Origin of the sequence: Streptomyces sp. NPDC048521 (assembly GCF_043199855.1) — a bacterium.
In the GTDB taxonomy this organism is placed as follows: domain Bacteria; phylum Actinomycetota; class Actinomycetes; order Streptomycetales; family Streptomycetaceae; genus Streptomyces.
Genome location: NZ_JBICWR010000015.1, coordinates 240,290 through 259,246 on the forward strand (window position 1 = coordinate 240,290; position 18,957 = coordinate 259,246).

General features: G+C 75.6%; 2 protein-coding genes. Both read left to right on the forward strand.

Going from position 1 to position 18,957, the window contains the following annotated elements; translation table 11 throughout:
* Positions 1-22 precede the first annotated feature (22 nt).
* Entirely contained in the window at positions 23-12,784 is a 12,762-nt protein-coding gene (locus ACGFRF_RS30660) for an SDR family NAD(P)-dependent oxidoreductase (protein ID WP_393745496.1), read from the forward strand.
* Between the two features lie 14 nt (positions 12,785-12,798).
* The coding region (locus ACGFRF_RS30665) for an SDR family NAD(P)-dependent oxidoreductase (protein ID WP_393745475.1) at positions 12,799-18,957 on the forward strand (6,159 nt) is incomplete at its 3' end.

Here is an 18,957-nt window from a genome sequence, read left to right on the forward strand (position 1 = left end):
ATCTGGCATGCCCTCGCCAATGATGGACGTGGAGGAGGAGACCCGGGTGGGTAACCGAGTGCGTGACGCCGCCGACCAGGAACCGGTCGCGGTCGTCGGCCTGGCGTGCCGACTGCCGGGGGCGTCGAACCCCGCCGAGTTCTGGCAGCTGCTGCGCGACGGGCGGGACGCGCTGGGCGAACCCGGTCCGCTGCGCTGCCACCCGGAGGGCCCGGCCGTGCCCGTGCTGCCCTCCGGCGAGCCGGTGCGGGCGGGATTCCTGGACCAGGTCGACTCGTTCGACGCGGGTTTCTTCGGCATCTCCCCGGGTGAGGCGGCGGTGCTGGACCCGCAGCAGCGGCTGGTGCTGGAGCTGGCCTGGGAGGCGTTCGAGGACGCCGGGATCGTCCCCGGCGACGGTGAAGGCGGCACCGCGGACGGCACCGGGGTGTACGTCGGCGCCACCTACGACGACTACGCCGCGCACCGCGGCGCACGGCTGAGCCCGCACTCGGCCACCGGCCGCAACCGGGCGATGATCGCCAACCGGGTGTCCTACGCGTTGGGGCTGCGCGGCCCGAGCCTGGTCGTGGACAGCGCGCAGTCCTCCGCGCTGGTCGCGGTCCACCTGGCCTGCCGGGCGCTGGCGGCAGGGGAGTGCACGGTGGCGCTGGCCGGCGGCGTCCAGCTGAACATCGCCCAGGACGGCTACGACGTCACCCGGGCGCTGGGCGCGATCTCCCCGGACGGGCGCTGCTACACCTTCGACGAGCGGGCCGACGGGTTCGTGCGCGGCGAGGGCGGCGCGGTGCTGGTGCTCAAGCCGCTGTCGGCGGCACTGGCCGACGGGGACACCGTGCACGCGGTGATCCGCGGCAGCGCGACCAACAACGACGGCGGCGGCGACTCGCTGACCGCTCCGCGCCAGGAGGCGCAGCAGGAGGTGGTGCGGCTGGCGTGCGCGGCGGCCGGGGTGTCGCCGGCCGACCTGAGCTACGTGGAACTGCACGGCACCGGAACGCCGCTGGGCGACCCGGTCGAGGCCGCGGCGCTGGGCACCGTGACGCGGCGCGAGCGCGAACGGCCCCTGCTGGTCGGCTCGGTGAAGACGAACATCGGGCACCTGGAGGGCGCGGCCGGGATCGCCGGCCTGGTCAAGACGGTCCTGTGCCTGTCGCGCCGGGAACTGGTGCCCAGCCTGAACTTCCGCACCCCGAATCCACGGATCCCGCTGACGGAGCTGGGGCTGCGGGTGGTCACCGAGACCGGGCCGTGGCCTGCCGTGGAGGGCCCGCTGCTGGCCGGAGTCAGCTCGTTCGGCATGGGCGGCGCCAACTGCCACGTGGTGCTGGCCGAACCGCCCGCTCCCGGCGCGGCGCCGGATCGCGACACCGAGCGGTACGACGGCCCGGTGCTGGTGCCACTGTCCGCACGGGCCCCGGCGGCGCTCGCCGAACTGGCCGGCCTGGTGGGCGAGTCGGCGGCGACCCCGGTGGACCTCGCCTACTCGCTGGGCACCACGCGCAGCGCGCTTGAGCGGCGGGCGGTGCTGGTCGCCGAGTCGGCCGAGGAGGTGCCCGCCCTGCTGGAGGCGCTGGCCGGGGACGCGGCGAACGCGCGCGTGGTACGCGGCACGGCCGTCGAGGGACGGACGGTGTTCCTGTTCGCCGGCCAGGGCAACCAGCGGCCGGGGATGGGCCGGGACATCTACCGGCGCCACCCGGTGTACGCCGCGGCGGTGGACGAGATCGCCGAGGAGATGCGTCCGCACCTGCCGCGGCCACTGCTGGAGGTGATGTTCGCCGAGGAGGGCTCGGCGGACGCGGCACTGCTGGACGGGCCGGCCTACACCCAGCCCGCGCTGTTCGCCGTCCAGGTCGGGCTGTTCCGGCTGGTGGAGAGCTGGGGGATCACCCCGGACGCGGTCCTCGGCCACTCCTTCGGCGAGCTGGCCGCCCTGCACGTCGCCGGGGCGATGTCCCTGGCCGACGCCTGCGCGCTGGTGGCCACCCGCGGCCGGCTGATGCAGGACGTCCCGCCCGGCGGGGCGATGGTGCTGGTGGAGGCGTCCGAGGCGGAGCTGCTGCCGGACGTCGAGGCGACCGGCGGACTGGTGTCGGTCGCCGCGCTCAACTCCCCGACCGCCACCGTCATTTCAGGCGACGAGGACGCCACGCTGGCGATCGCGGACCGCTGGTCCGCCAGGGGCCGCCGCACCCGGCGGATCCAGGTGCCGATGGCCAGCCACTCGTCGCACATGGACGGCATCCTGGACGGCATGCGCGCGGCCGCCGCCCGGATCGACTGGCGGCCGCCGGCCCTGCCGGTCCTGTCCTCGCTGACAGGTGCCGAACTGGACGCTGCCGGGCTGGACTGGCCGGAGTTCTGGGCACGGCACACCCGCGGCACGGTCCGGTTCGCCGACGCGATCGCCGCGGCCTGTGCGGGCGGCGCGCGCACGTTCTTGGAGCTGGGGCCGGACGGCACCCTGTGCGCGATGGGCCCCGGCAGCGCGCCGGAGGACGTGGCGTTCGTCCCCGCGATGACCGGCGGGGAACGCCCGGACCGGCGATCGCTGCTCACCGCCGTGGCCCGGGTGCAGGTACGGGGCGTACCCGTGGACTGGGCACGCTTCTACGCCGGCTCCGGCGCCCGTCGGATCCCGCTGCCCACCTATCCGTTCCAGCGCCGGCGGCACTGGATGGCCGGGGTGACGGCCACCGGCGGCGCACTTCCCGCCTTGGCGGACGTACCGGCGGCCCAGACGCAGGCGCGGCCCACCTCGCGGCTGGCCGGGCTGCCCGCGGACGAGCGGGAGCAGGCGGTGCGCGCGCTGGTGCGCGCCGAGGTGGCCGCGGCGCTGGAGCTGGACTCCGCCGAGGAACTGGACGTACGCCGCCCCTTCCGGGACCTGGGATTCGGCTCGCTGATGACGGTGGAGCTGGGGCAGCGGCTGGCCGAGGTGACCGGCTTGCGGCTGCCCGCCACGGTCGTACTGGATCATCCGACCCCGGAACGGATCAGCGAGCACCTGATCGCCGAACTGGCCGCCGCCGGGACACCGGTGCACACCGCGCCCGCGGTGGCGGCGCCCGCCGCCGAGCCGATCGCGATCGTCGGGATGGCCTGCCGGTTCCCCGGCGGGGTCGGCTCGCCGGAGGACCTGTGGGACCTGGTGGCCTCCGGCGGCGACGCCATCGGCGGGTTCCCCACCGACCGGGGCTGGGACCTGGACGGGCTGTTCGACGCGGACCCGGACCGGCCGGGCCGCAGCTACGCGCGCACCGGCGGTTTCCTGTACGGGGCGGCGGAGTTCGACGCGGGACTCTTCGGGATCTCGCCCCGCGAGGCGCTGGCCATGGACCCGCAGCAGCGGCTGCTGCTGGAGACCTCCTGGGAGGCGCTGGAGCGGGCCGGGATCGACCCGCTGTCCCTGCGGGACAGTGCGACCGGTGTGTTCGCCGGGGTGATGGCACAGGACTACGGCCCGCGGATGCACGAGGGCGCCGCGGGGCTCGACGGATACGTGCTGACCGGTACCACGGCCAGCGTCGCCTCCGGCCGGATCGCCTACAGCCTGGGCCTGCGCGGCCCGGCGGTCACCGTGGACACGGCGTGCTCCTCGTCGCTGGTCGCGGTGCACCTGGCGGCGCAGGCGCTGCGCGCCGGGGAGTGCTCGCTGGCGCTGGCCGGCGGGGTGACGGTGATGTCCACGCCGGGCATCTTCGTGGAGTTCTCCCGGCAGCGCGGGCTCGCGCCCGACGGGCGGTGCAAGTCGTTCGCGGGGGCGGCCGACGGAACCGGCTGGGCGGAGGGCGCCGGGCAGCTCGTGCTGGAGCGGCTGTCCGACGCACGGGCCAACGGCCACCCGGTGCTGGCGGTGCTGCGCGGCTCGGCGGTGAACCAGGACGGTGCGTCCAACGGGCTCACCGCGCCCAACGGCCCCTCCCAGGAAGGCGTGATCCGGTCCGCGCTGGCCGCGGCCGGCCTGTCCGGTTCGGACGTGGACCTGGTGGAGGCGCACGGCACCGGCACCACGCTGGGCGACCCGATCGAGGCACACGCGCTGCTGGCCACCTACGGCCGGGACCGCGACGGTGAGCCGCTCTGGCTGGGGTCGCTGAAGTCCAACATCGGCCACACCCAGGCGGCTGCCGGGGTCGCCGGGGTGATCAAGGTCGTACAGGCGATGCGCCACGGGCTGCTGCCGCGCACGCTGCACGTGGACGAACCCTCACCCTACGTGGACTGGTCGGCAGGCGCCGTGCGGCTGCTCACCGAGGCGCGGCCCTGGCCGGAGGGCGACCGGCCGCGCCGGGCCGGGGTGTCCTCGTTCGGGATCAGCGGCACCAACGCGCACGTGATCGTCGAGCAGGCGCCCGACGTGACGTCGGAAACAGCGGTGGAGCCGGGCGCCGTACTGCGGTCCGCTCCGGTGCCGGTGGTGCTGTCCGGGCAGACCGCGGCCGCGCTGCGCGCGCAGGCGCAGCGGCTGGCCGCGCACCTGGACAGGCGGCCCGAGCTGACCCTGGAGGCCGTCGCGCGCGCGGCCGCCACCACCCGGGCCGGGCTGAAGCACCGCGCCGTGCTCACCGCCACCGACCGCGCGGACCTGCTACGGGGCCTGCGCGCCCTGGCCGCCGACGAGGAGGCGCCCGGCCTGGTGCGCGGGGTGGCCGACGTGGACGGTCGCACGGTGTTCGTGTTCCCGGGTCAGGGTGCGCAGTGGGCGGGGATGGCGGTCGGACTGCTGGAGTCGTCGCCGGTGTTCGCGGCGCGGATGGCCGAGTGCGCGTCGGCGTTGGGCGAGTTCGTGGACTGGTCGTTGCTGGGTGTGCTGCGGGGGGAGGCCGGGCAGCCCGGGCTGGACCGGGTCGATGTGGTGCAGCCGGTGTCCTTCGCGGTGATGGTGTCGCTGGCGGAACTCTGGCGGTCGTTCGGGGTCGAGCCGGACGCGGTGGTCGGCCATTCGCAGGGTGAGATCGCGGCCGCCTGTGTGGCGGGGGCGCTGTCCCTGCGCGACGCCGCGAAGGTGAGCGCGCTGCGCAGTGCCGCGCTGGGCGCCCTGTCCGGCGCCGGAGGGATGATGTCGGTCGCGCTGCCGATCGCCGAGCTGGAACCGCGGCTGGCGCCCTGGGCCGGGCGGGTGTCGGTGGCCGCGGTCAACGGGCCCGCCGCGGTGGTGCTGTCCGGCGAACCCGGCCCGCTCCGCGAACTCGAGGCCAAGCTGACCGCCGAAGGGGTACGGGCCCGGCTGGTCGCGGTGGACTACGCCTCGCACTCCGCCCAGGTGGAACGGATCCGCGCCGAACTGCTGGACCGGCTCGCCGGACTCCAGCCGCGCAGCGCCGAGGTCCCGTTCTACTCCACGGTGACCGGCGAACGCCTGGACACGGCGGTCCTGGACGCCGAGTACTGGTACCGCAACCTGCGCCGGACCGTCCACTTCGAACGGACGATCCGCGAGCTGGACCGCGCCGGGCACCGGGTGTTCGTGGAGGCCAGCCCCCATGCGATCCTGACCGCGGCCGTACAGGACACCGTCGAGTCGGCCGGCAGCAAGGCCGTGGTGGTCGGTTCGCTCCGCCGCGACCAGGGCGGCCCCGACCGGCTCCTGCTGTCGCTGGCCGAGGCGTACGTACGCGGGGTCCCCGTGGACTGGACCGCCGCGTTCGGCGCCGCCGGCCACCGGGCGGAGCTGCCCACCTACGCGTTCCAGCGGGAGCGCTACTGGCTCACCACACCGGCGGGTGCGGCGCATCCGGCCGGGCTCGGGATGGACGCCACCGACCACCCGCTGCTCGGCGCGGCCGCGCCGGTGGCCTCCACCGGTGAGGTGCTGCTGACCGGGGAGCTGTCCCGGCAGCGCCAGCCCTGGCTGGCCGACCACGCGGTGTTCGGCACCGTCGTGCTGCCCGGCGCCGCGTTCGTCGAAATGGTCGTGCGCGCCGGAGACGAGGCGGGCTGCCCGGTGCTGGAGGAGCTGACCGTGCACGCGCCGCTGCCGCTGCCCGAACGCGGCGGCGTGCGGGTGCAGGTGGTGCTCGGCGCGCCGGGCGAGGACGGCGGCCGTGCCGTGGACGTGTACTCCCGGCCGGGCGACGGCCCCGAGTGGACGCACCACGCCACGGGCAGGCTCGGCGTGACCGAGGCGCCCGCGCCCGAGACCGGCGGCTGGCTGCCGGCAGGCGCCACCCCGGTCGAGCCGGCCGACCGCTACCCGGCACTGGCCCGGCTCGGCTACGGCTACGGGCCGGTGTTCCAGGGCCTGCGCCGGTTGTGGCGGCACGGCGAGGAACTCTTCGCCGAGGTCGCCCTGCCCGAACCGGCGGCAGGGGACGCCGGGTCGTTCGGGCTGCACCCGGCGCTGCTGGACGCGGCGCTGCACGCGGCCATCCCGGCCGACGGCACGGCCGACCCCGCGGCCACGACCGCGCTGCCGTTCGCGTTCACCGGGGTACGGCTGTACCGGGCCGGCGCCGCAGCGGCGCGGGTCCGGTTGCGCCCCGCGGCCGAGGGAGCCGTGTCGATCACCATGACCGACGCCGAGGACAACCCCGTCGCGGTGATCGACTCGCTGGCCTTCCGCCCGGTGACCGCCGAGCAACTCGCCGCCCGCCGTCAGCATCACCTGTACCGCACCGGCTGGGTCCCGCTGGTGCCCCCGGCGCAGGACAGCACGTGGGCCTCGCTCGCGGGCCCGGGCGGTCTGGACGAGCTGGGTGATCAGGTGCCCGCCGCGGTGGGCGTCGAGGTGGCCGGGGTCCTCGACGCCCTGGCGGTGGCGCAGCGCTGGCTGGCGGAGGAGCGGTTCGCCGCGTCCCGGCTGGTGCTGCTCACGCGGGGCGCGGTCGCCGCCGGCCCGGGCGAGCCGCCCGTCGACCCGGACGCCGCGGCGGTGTGGGGCCTGCTGCGCAGCGCCCAGACGGAGAACCCGGACCGCTTCGTGCTGGCGGACACCGACGGGCACGCCGCGTCCGTGGCCTTGCTGCCCCGGCTGGCCGGGACCGGGGAAGCCCAGCTGGCCCTGCGGGCCGGCCGGGTGTTCGTGCCGCGGCTGGCGCGGGTGACCGAGGCGGCCGGAGGCACGCCCTGGTCGGCTGAGGACACCGTGCTGATCACCGGCGCGAGCGGCACCCTCGGGGGTCTGGTCGCGCGGCATCTGGTGGAGCGGCACGGGGTGCGCGCTCTGGTGCTGGCCTCCCGGCGCGGTGGCGCTGCGCCCGGTATGGCGGAGCTGGCCGGCGAACTGCGCGGGCGCGGTGCCGCCGTGGCGGTCGTGGCGTGTGACGTGGCCGAGCGGGACCAGGTGGCCGCGCTGCTGGCCGAGCATCCGGTGACGGCGGTGGTGCACGCCGCCGGGATCCTCGACGACGGTGTGCTGGCCGCGCTCACCCCGCGGCGGATGGCCGAGGTCTTCCGGGCGAAGGTGGACGGCGCGCGGCACCTGGCCGAGCTGGCCGGCCCGGAGCTGACCGCGTTCGTGCTCTTCTCCTCGGTGGCCGGGACGCTGGGCAACGCCGGGCAGGCCGCGTACGCGGCGGCCAACGCCGCACTGGACGGGCTGGCCGAGCGGCGCCGCGCCGCCGGGTTGCCGGCCACCTCGGTGGCCTGGGGCCTGTGGGCCGAGAGCAGCGGGATGACCGAGCGGATGGCCGACACCGACCGGGCCCGGCTGGCCCGCGCCGGGATGGTGCCGCTGGACTCCGGCACCGCGCTCGACATGTTCGACGCGGCCACCGCGCTGGACGACCCGGTGCTGCTGGCCGTCCGGCTGGACCCGGCGGCGCTGCGCGAGCGGGCGGAAGAGGGCGTGCTGTCCCCGGTGCTGCGCGGACTGGTGCCGGTGGCGCGCCGCGCCGCCGCCACGGACGGTGCGGCGGACGGAACCGACGGGCTGCGCCGGCGGCTGGCCGAGGGGGAGCCGCTGCGGGTGCTCGAGGACCTGGTGCTGACCCAGGCGGCGGTGGTGCTCGGCCACTTGGACCCCGGCGGGCTGGCACCGGACCGCCCGTTCAAGGACATCGGCTTCGACTCGCTGACCGCGGTGGAACTGCGCAATCGGCTGGCCCGGCTGACCGGGGTACGGCTGCCCGCGACGGTGGTGTTCGACCACCCCACCCCCGCCGGACTGGCCGCGTACCTGCGCGGTGAACTCGCCGGCGACGCCACCCCGGCCACCACCCCGGCGGCCGCCTCCCCGGTGGTGGCCGCGGACGAACCGATCGCGATCGTCGGCATGGCCTGCCGGTTCCCCGGCGGGATCGCCTCACCCGAGGACCTGTGGGACCTGGTGGCCTCCGGCGGCGACGCCATCGGCGGATTCCCCACCGACCGCGGCTGGGACGTGGCCGGCCTGTACGACCCGGACCCGGACCGGGCCGGCCACTCCTACACCCGGCAGGGCGGCTTCCTCCACGACGCCGGCCGGTTCGACGCCGGGCTGTTCGGGATCTCCCCGCGCGAGGCGCTGGCGATGGACCCGCAGCAGCGGCTGCTGCTGGAGACCGCCTGGGAGGCGCTGGAGCGGGCCGGGATCGACCCGACCTCGGTACGCGGCAGCCAGACCGGCGTGTTCACCGGAGTGATGTACCACGACTACGCCACCACGCTGCGCGAGCTGCCCGAAGGCGTCGAGGGGCACCTGCTCACCGGCACCGCCGCGAGCGTCGCCTCCGGCCGGATCGCCTACACCCTCGGCCTGCAGGGGCCCGCGGTCACCGTGGACACGGCGTGTTCCTCCTCGCTGGTGGCGCTGCACCTCGCGGCGCAGGCGCTGCGCTCCGGGGAGTGCTCACTGGCGCTGGCCGGCGGGGTGACGGTGATGGCCGAGCCGACCACGTTCACCGCGTTCTCCCGGCAGCGCGGACTGGCCGCCGACGGGCGGTGCAAGTCCTTCGCCGCCGGCGCCGACGGCACCGGCTGGTCCGAGGGCGTCGGCCTGCTGCTGCTCGAGCCGCTGTCCGCGGCGCGCCGCAACGGCCACCGCGTGCTGGCCGTGGTGCGGGGCTCCGCGATCAACCAGGACGGCGCCTCCAACGGCCTGACGGCACCCAACGGTCCCTCACAGGAGCGGGTGATCCGCTCCGCGCTGGCCGCCGCCGGACTGTCCCCCCAGGACGTCGACGCGGTGGAGGGCCACGGCACCGGGACTCCGCTGGGCGACCCGATCGAGGCGCAGGCGCTGCTCGCCACCTACGGCCGCGACCGCGACGGCGATCCGCTGTGGCTGGGGTCGATCAAGTCCAACATCGGGCACGCGCAGGCCGCGGCCGGGATGGCCGGCGTGATCAAGGTGGTGCAGGCGCTGCGGAACGGGGTGCTGCCCCGCACGCTGCACGTGGACGAGCCCTCCTCCCACGTGGACTGGGCATCCGGCGGGGTGCGGCTGCTCACCGAGGAGCAGCCCTGGCCGGACACCGGCCGCCCGCGCCGCGCCGGAGTGTCCTCGTTCGGCATCAGCGGCACCAACGCGCACGTCATCCTCGAGCAGGCCGCGGCGGACGCGTCCGGTGCGCGGCGACCGGAACCCGAGCCCCGGCTGCTGCCGGTCGCGGTGTCCGGACAGACCGAGGAGGCCCTGCGCGAGCAGGCCGCGCGGCTGGCCGCGCACCTCGCCGGCCACCCCGGCGACCGGGTGCTGGACATCGCCTGGTCCAGCGCGGCCGGCCGGGCCGCCCTGGCACACCGCGCGGTCGTACTGGCCGAGGGCCGGGAGCAGCTGGAGGAACGGCTCGGCGCACTGGCCGAGGGCCGGGACACCCCGGGCGTGCTGCGCGGCACCGCCGCCGACGCGGCGCGACGGGTGGCGTTCGTGTTCCCCGGGCAGGGGGCGCAGTGGGCCGGGATGGCGCTGGAACTGCTGGACTCCGCGCCCGTGTTCGCCGCCCGGCTGGCCGAGTGCGCCGCCGCGATCGAGGCCCACGTGGACTGGTCGGTGCTGGATGTGCTGCGCGGCGCGCCGGACGCGCCGACGCTCGAGCGGGTGGACGTGGTGCAGCCGGTGACCTTCGCGGTCACCGTGTCGCTGGCCGCGCTGTGGCGCGCCCACGGGGTGGAACCGGAGGTGGTGATCGGCCACTCGCAGGGCGAGATCGCCGCGGCCTGCGTGGCCGGGGCGCTGTCCCTCGCCGACGCCGCGGCGGTGGTGTGCCTGCGCAGCCGCGCGCTGACCGAGCTGTCCGGCAAGGGCGGCATGATGTCGGTGGCGCTGCCCGCCGAGGAGGTGCGGGCCCTGTTCGCCGACGACCGGCTGGCCGTGGCCGCGATCAACAGCCCCACCTCCACCGTCGTCTCCGGAGACCCGTCCGCCCTGGAGGACCTGCAGGCCGACTGCGCGGCGCGCGGGGTACGGGCCCGGCGCATCGCGGTGGACTACGCCTCGCACTCCGCCCAGGTCACCGCCGTCAAGGACAGCCTGGCCGTACTGCTCGCCGGGATCAGCCCGCGCGCGGCGCGGATCGAGCTGTACTCCACGGTCACCGGCCAGCGGCTCGACACCCGCGAGCTGACCGGCGCGTACTGGTACACCAACCTGCGCCGGACCGTCCGGTTCGCCGACGCGGTGCGCGCCGCGCTGGACGCCGGGATCGGCACCTTCCTCGAGATCAGCCCGCACCCGGTGGTCGCCCCGGGCGTGCAGGAGACGATCGACGCCGCCGGGGCACGGGCCACCGTGCTGTCCACGCTGCGCCGCGACGACGGCGGCTGGCCGCGGTTCCTACAGTCGCTGGCCGAGGCGCACGTCCGCGGGGCCGGGGTGCGGCTGGCCGAGGTCTTCGACGGCACCGGCGCGCGGACGGTGGACCTGCCCACCTACGCCTTCCAGCACCGCTGGTACTGGCTGGCCGAGCAGGCCCGGTCCCGGTCCGACCAGTGGCGCTACCGCGTCGAGTGGCGCGCCGCCGGCACGCCGGAGCGCACCGCACCGGACGGCGACTGGCTGGCCCTGGTGCCCGCCTCCGGCGTGGAGCAGGACTGGCAGGACCGGCTGGAGGCGCTCACCGGCGGCCTCCCGGTGCGCGCCGTCACCGTGGACACCGACCGCGCCGACCGCGCCACCCTGACCGGTCAGCTGCGCCGCGCGCTCGCCGAGCACACCCCACGCGGAGTGCTGTCCCTGCTGGCCGCCGACCGCCGCCCGCACCCCGCGCACCCGGTGGTGCCCACCGGCGTGGCCGCCACCCTGGCGCTGGTACAGGCGCTGGGCGACCTGGCCGCGGCGGTGCCGCTGTGGCTGGTGACCTCGGGTGCGGTGCGCACCGGCGACGACGATCCGCCGCGCGAGCCGAGTGCGGCGCAGGTGTGGGGCCTGGGCCGGGTGGCGATGCTGGAACACCCGACGTTCTGGGGCGGCCTGGTCGACCTGCCCGCCGAACTGGACGAGGCCGCGCTGGAGCACCTGCGCGGTGTCCTGGCGGGCGGCTGGGGCGAGGAGGACCAGCTGGCCGTGCGCGGCTCCGGCACGCTGCTGCGCCGACTGGTGCACGCCCCGCTCGACGGTGGCGCGGCCGGCGGCTGGCAGGCCAGGGACACCGCGATCGTGACCGGCGGCACCGGCGCGCTCGGCCCGGAAGTCGCCCGCTGGCTGGCCGGACTCGGCGCGCGGCACGTGGTGCTGGTCAGCCGCAGCGGCCCGCACGCCGAGGGCGTCGCCGACCTGGCGGCCGAACTCGACGGCCTCGGTGTACGGCTGACCGCGCGGGCCTGCGACATCGGCGACCGCGCCGCCGTGGAAGCGCTGCTGACCGGGCTGCGCGAGCAGGGCGAGACGGTGCGTACGGTGGTGCACGCCGCCGCGCTGATGCGGCTGGCCGCACTGCCCGACACCGACCTGGCCGAGTACGCCGACGTACTCACCGCCAAGGTCCAGGGCGCCCGGCACCTCGTCGAACTCCTCGACCCGGCCGAGCTGGACGCGCTGGTCCTCTACTCCTCCATCGCCGGGGTGTGGGGCAGCGGAGACCACGGCGCCTACGCCGCGGCCAACGCCGAACTGGACGCGCTGGCCGAGCAGGCCCGCGCGGCCGGCCTGCCGGTGACCTCCGTGGCCTGGGGCGTGTGGGACGGCGCCCGCTTCCCCGACGGGGTGGACGCCGACCAGCTGCGCCGGCAAGGCCTGCCGCTGATCGCCCCCGGGCCGGCGCTGGACGCGCTGCGTACCGTCCTCGAGCGCGGCGAGAGCGGACTGTCGGTGGCCGATGTGGACTGGGCGAGGTTCATGCCGCTGTTCACCTCGGCCCGCAGCAGGCCGCTGTTCGCCGAGATCCCCGAGGCGCGGCGCGCACTGCGCGACACGTCCGAACCGGAAGGACAGCCGTCCGGCTCCTCCTGGTCGCAGCGGTTGGCCGGGCTGTCGGACACCGAACGCCGCAGCTCCCTGCTGCGGCTGGTACGCGAGCAGGCCGCCGTGGTGCTGGGCCACTCCGGCGCGACCGCGGTCGCCGCCGACCAGGCGTTCCGCGACCTGGGCTACGACTCCCTGACCGCGATCGAGCTGCGCAACCGGCTCGGCGGGGCCACCGGGCTGACGCTGCCCGCCACGCTGGTGTTCGACCAGCCCACCCCGGCCGCGGTGGCCGAGTACCTGCGCACCCGGCTGGCGCCCGCCGACCCACCCATCCTGACCGAACTGGACCGCCTCTCCGAACGGCTCGCCGGGGCGGACGTCGACGGCGAGCGGGCCGACATCGAACGGCGCCTGCGGGCGATGTTGTCGCTGATCGGCGGCGGGGACGACGACTTCGACCCGACGTCGAACGAGGAGATCTACGACCTCATCGACCGCGAACTCGGGGCGAGCTGAGGAGGGGAGTGGACGTGTCCGAGGAAGAGAAGCTCCGGGGCTACCTGAAGCGGGTCATGGTCGACCTGCGCAAGGCCAACCGCCGCCTGCAGGAGGTCGAGCAGTCCCGCACCGAGCCCATCGCCATCGTCGGCATGGCCTGCCGCTACCCGGGCGGGGTGCGCTCCCCGGAGGACCTGTGGCAGGTGCTGGCCGAGGGCCGGGACGTCACCGGTGACCTGCCCACCGACCGTGGCTGGGACGTCGAGGGCCTCTACGACCCGGACCCGGAGCGCTCCGGGCACTCCTACGTGCGGCGCGGCGGCTTCCTTGACGACCCGGGCGCGTTCGACGCGGGCTTCTTCGGGATCTCCCCGCGCGAGGCGCTGGCCATGGACCCGCAGCAGCGGCTGCTGCTGGAGACGTCCTGGGAAGCGCTGGAACGGGCCGGGATCGACCCCATCGGGCTGCGCGGCAGCCGCACCGGCGTGTTCGTCGGCCAGAACTACCAGGAGTACGGCACCAGCCTGGCGCACGCCCCGGCAACCGTCGAAGGGCACCTCGTCACCGGCGTCGTGTCCAGCGTGCTGTCCGGCCGCATCTCCTACACCCTCGGCGTCGAGGGCCCGGCGATGACCGTCGACACCGCCTGCTCGACCTCTCTGGTCACCCTGCACCTGGCCGTGCAGTCGCTGCGCAACGGCGAGTCCTCACTGGCCCTCTCGGGCGGCGTCACCGTGCTGGCGAGCCCCGGTCCACTGATCGAGTTCAGCCGCCAGCGGGTGCTGGCCGCCGACGGCCGCTGCAAGGCGTTCTCCGCCGACGCCGACGGCATGGGCATGGCCGAGGGCGTCGGCGTGCTCGTGCTGGAACGGCTGTCCGACGCGCAGCGCAACGGCCACCCGGTGCTCGCCGTCATCCGCGGCTCCGCGGTCAACCAGGACGGCGCGTCCAACGGGCTGACCGCCCCCAACGGGCCCTCCCAGCAGCGGGTCATCCGCGCCGCGCTGGCCGGCGCCGGGCTCTCGGGCACGGACGTCGACCTGATCGAGGCACACGGCACCGGCACCTCGCTGGGCGACCCCATCGAGGCACAGGCGCTGCAGGCGACCTATGGCGCCGACCGCGACCGGCCGCTGTGGCTGGGCACGGTGAAGTCCAACATCGGACACACCCTCGCCGCGGCCGGAGTGGCCGGCGTGATCAAGTCCGTGCTGGCGCTGCGTCATGAGACCGTGCCCAGGACACTGCACGCGGACACCCCGTCCCCGCACATCGACTGGGCGTCCGGCACCCTGACGCCGGCCACCGAGGCGGTGCCCTGGCCACGTGGTGAGCGGCCCCGCCGCGCCGCGGTGTCGTCCTTCGGCATCAGCGGCACCAACGCACACGTCATCCTGGAGGAGGCCCCCGAACCGGACGTACCGGCCGACGACGGGCCGGAAACGGCCGCCGGGCCGGAGCCGACGCTCTCGTTGCCCATGCCGGTGGTGCTCTCCGGCCGCGGCGCGACGGGTCTGGCCGCCCAGGCCGCCCGGCTCCGCGAGTTCGTCGCGGCCAGACCCGAACTGACCGTGCCCCGACTGGCATACGCCACCGCCACCACCCGTGCCGCTCTGGAGTACCGGGGTGCGGTGGTGGCGGCGGACCGGGAGGAGTTGCTGGCGGGTCTGGCCGCGCTGGCGGAGGGTGTTCCTGGTGCGATCAGCGGGCCGGCCGACCGGGGTGGGCTGACCGGTTTCCTGTTCCCCGGGCAGGGTTCGCAGTGGTCGGGGATGGGGCGGGGGCTGCTTGAGCGGTATCCGGTGTTCGCGGAGTCGTTCGAGGACCTGTGTGCGCGGGTGGAGTCGGTGCTGGGTCGTCCGGTGCGTGAGGTGGTCCTGGACGGTGGCCCGGAGCTGGATCGGACGTTGTTCGCCCAGTGCGGTCTGTTCGTCTTCGAGGTCTCGCTGTTCCGGTTGCTGGAGTCGTTCGGTGTGGTGCCTGATTTCGTGGTCGGGCATTCGGTCGGTGAGGTGGCGGCCGCGTATGTGGCCGGGGTGTTGTCGCTGGACGACGCGGTGGCGTTGGTGTGTGCGCGGGCCGCTTTGATGCAGGAGTTGCCGCCGGGTGGGGCGATGCTCGCGGTGAACGCCGGCGAGGAGGAGGTTCTCGGGGTCCTGGCCGGTGAGGTGGGGATCGCGGCGGTCAACGGGTCGCGGTCGGTGGTGGTGTCCGGTGTGCGGGCGGCGGTGGAGACGGTCGCGGAGCGGGTGAAGGAGCGGGGGTGGCGGCACACCTGGTTGCGGGTGAGTCACGCGTTCCACTCGCCGCTGATGGAGCCGGTCTTGGAGCGGTTCCGGGAGGCGATCGCGGGTGTCACCTTCAGCGCCCCGACCATTCCCTTCGTGTCCACCGTGGACATCGACGCGGCACCGACCAGCGTGGACTACTGGGTGCGTAACGTCCGGGACACCGTGCGCTTCGCCGACGCCGTCGCCCACCTGCACGAACAGGGCGTCAGCACCTTCCTGGAGGTAGGCCCGGACACCGCGCTGACCGCCGCCGGGCCGGGCTGCCTGCCAGAGGAGAGCACGGCGGCGTTCGTCTCGCTGCTACGCCGCGACCAGCCGGAGTCGGTGTCGCTGCCCACCGGACTGGCCCGCTTCCACGTGCACGGCGGCAGCATCGACTGGACCCGCTACCTGCCCGCCGCCGACCCGGTCGACCTGCCCACCTACGCCTTCCAGCACCGCCGCTACTGGCTGGAACCCGCCGAACCGGCGGACCCGGCCGCGTTCGGCGCGCTGCCCGCCGGACACCCCCTGCTCGGCGCTCTGGTCGCCCTGCCCGGCGCGGTCGACACCGTCCTGATCGGACGGCTGAGCCTGCGCAGCCACCCCTGGCTGGCCGACCACCGGGTCACCGGCACCGCGCTGCTGCCCGGCACCGCGTTCGTCGAACTCGCCCGGCACGCCGCCGGACTGCTCGGCGACACCCGGCTGGACGAGCTGACCCTGGAGACACCGCTGGTGCTGCCCGCCGAGGGCGGCCTCCTCCTGCGGGTCGGCATCTCGGAACCCGACGACGTCGGCTGCCGCGGCATCGAGGTGCACTCCCGGCCGGAGGACGCCGCACTGCCCTGGACCCGGCACGCCACCGGTGTGCTGGCCGAGGACACCGACGACACCGACGACGCCCAGGACACCACCGGTGCGGACCTGGTGCAGTGGCCGCCCACCGGCGCCGAACCCGTCGCCCTGGACGAGTTCTACCCCCGGCTCGCCGAGACCGGTCTCGACTACGGCCCGGCGTTCCAGGGGCTGCGTGCGGCCTGGCGGCGCGGCGACGAGATCTTCGCCGACGTCACCCTGCCCGACCCCCAGCGCGGCCGGGCCGAGGAGTTCGGCCTGCACCCGGCGCTGCTGGACACCGCACTGCACGCCCTCGCCCTGCGCGGCGACGACGGCCTGCGGCTGCCCTTCGCCTTCCGCGGCGTCCGCTGGTACACCGAGGGCGCGGCGGCGCTGCGGGTGCGGCTCGTCCCCACCGGCGACGACACGGTCCGGGTGGACCTCGCCGACGACAGCGGTGCCCCGGTCGGCACCGTCGAGCGTGTGGTGCTGCGCGCCCTCACCGGCGAACTGCGCGCGCCCGCGCGGCTGGACTCCGTGTACCGGCTCGACTGGACGCCCCCCCGCCCCGGCCGGCACCGCGACACCGGCGCCGACGTGCTGTTCCGGCTCGAGGACATACCGGTGGCCGAGCGCACCGCCGCCGTCCTGGAGCGGGTGCGCGGCTGGCTGGCCGAGGAACCCCCGCCGGACGCCCGGCTGGTCCTGATCACCCGCGGGGCGGTCGCCACCACCGCCGAGGAGGTACCCGAACCGGCCGGCGCGGCCGTATGGGGTCTGGTGCGCTCGGCGCAGGTCGAACGGCCCGACCGGTTCGTACTGCTGGACACTTCCGACGCCGGCGCGACGGACGCGGAGCTGACCGCGGCGCTGGCCACCGCCGAACCGCAGCTGGCCCTGCGGGCCGGCCGGGTGTTCGTGCCGCGGCTGGCGCGGGTGACCGAGGCGGCCGGAGGCACCCCCTGGTCGGCTGAGGACACCGTGCTGATCACCGGCGCGAGCGGCACCCTCGGGGGTCTGGTCGCGCGGCATCTGGTGGAGCGGCACGGGGTGCGCGCTCTGGTGCTGGCCTCCCGGCGCGGTGGCGCTGCGCCCGGTATGGCGGAGCTGGCCGCCGAACTGCGCGGGCGCGGTGCCGCCGTGGCGGTCGTGGCGTGTGACGTGGCCGAGCGGGACCAGGTGGCCGCGCTGCTGGCCGAGCATCCGGTGACGGCGGTGGTGCACGCCGCCGGGATCGTGGACGACGGTGTGGTCACCGACCTCACCGAGGAGCGGTTGCGGGCCGTGCTGGCGCCGAAGGTGCTCGGCGCACGGTGGCTGGACGAACTGACCCGCGACCGGCACCTCACCCGCTTCGTGCTGTTCTCCTCCGCCTCGGCGACCCTCGGCAACGCCGGACAGGCCGCCTACTCCGCCGCCAACGCCCACCTGGAGGCGCTGGCCCGGCAGCGCCGCGCCGCCGGGCTGCCCGCGCACGCGCTGGGCTGGGGCCTGTGGGAGGAGCGCAGCGGCATCACCGGCGGGCTGGCCGAGGCCGACCTGGCCCGTATCGCCCGCAGCGGCGTCGCCGCGCTGCCCACCGAGGAAGCCCTGGAACTCCTCGACACCGCCGTCGGGCTGGAGGAGGCCGTCGTACTGCCGTTGCGGCTGGACACCACCGCCCTGCACCGGCTGGACCCGCTGCCCCCGGTGTTCGGCGGCCTGGTCCGCGGCCGCCGACGTGAGCGACAGCGGTCCGGCTGGGCCGACCGGCTGCGCGCGCTGCCCGCGCCGGAGCGCCGCCGCGCCGCCCTGGACCTGGTGCGCACCCAGGCCGCCGGGGTGCTGGACCTGGCCGGAGCCGAACAGGTCGGCACCGAACAGCCCTTCGCCGACCTCGGCTTCGACTCGCTGACCGCGCTGGAACTGCGCAACCGGCTCGGCACCGCCACCGGCCTGCGGCTGCCCACCACCCTCGTCTTCGACCACCCCACCCCGGCCGCGCTGGCCGGATTCGTGCTCGCCGAGGCCGGCGACCTCACGACCGGACCGGCACCCACCGCCCCCGCCACGGAGGTCACGGAGGACGAGCCGATCGCCATCGTCGGCATGGCCTGCCGCTACCCCGGCGGGGTCAGCACGCCCGAGCAGCTGTGGGACCTGGTCGCCGCGGGCCGGGACGCCATCTCCGCCTTCCCCACCGACCGCGGCTGGGACCTCGGCACACTGCCGGTCGGGCTGGGCGGCTTCCTCGCCGACGTCGCCGACTTCGACCCCGGCTTCTTCGGGATCTCCCCGCGTGAGGCGCTGGCCATGGACCCGCAGCAGCGGCTGCTGCTGGAGCTGTCCTGGGAGGCGTTCGAGCGCGCGGGGATCGACCCGCTGGCCGTTCGCGGCAGCCGCACCGGGGTGTTCGCCGGGCTGATGTACCACGACTACGCGACCAGGCTGGCGCACGTGCCCGAGGAACTGGAGGGCTACCTGGGCAACGGCAACCTGGGCAGCATCGCCACCGGCCGGGTCGCCTACACCTTCGGGTTCACCGGCCCGGCGGTCACCGTGGACACCGCCTGCTCGTCCTCGCTGGTGGCACTGCACCTGGCCGCCCAGTCGCTGCGCTCCGGAGAGTCCACCCTGGCGCTGGCCGGCGGTGTGACGGTCATGTCCAGCCCCACCCCGTTCCGGGAGTTCGACCGGCAGCGCGGCCTGGCCGCCGACGGCCGCTGCAAGTCCTTCTCCGCCGACGCCGACGGCACCGGCTGGTCCGAGGGCATCGGGATGCTCGTACTGGAGCGGCTGTCCGACGCGAGGGCCAACGGCCACGAGGTGCTGGCCGTGCTGCGCGGCTCCGCGGTCAACTCCGACGGCGCGTCCAACGGGCTCACCGCGCCCAACGGCCCTTCGCAGGAACGGGTCATCCGCGCTGCGCTCAGCGCCGCCGGCCTGTCCGCTTCGGACATCGACGTGGTGGAGGCGCACGGCACCGGCACCACACTCGGCGACCCGATCGAGGCGCAGGCCCTGCTGGCGACGTACGGCGCCGACCGCGACCGGCCGCTGTGGCTGGGGTCGGTCAAGTCGAACATCGGCCACACCCAGGCC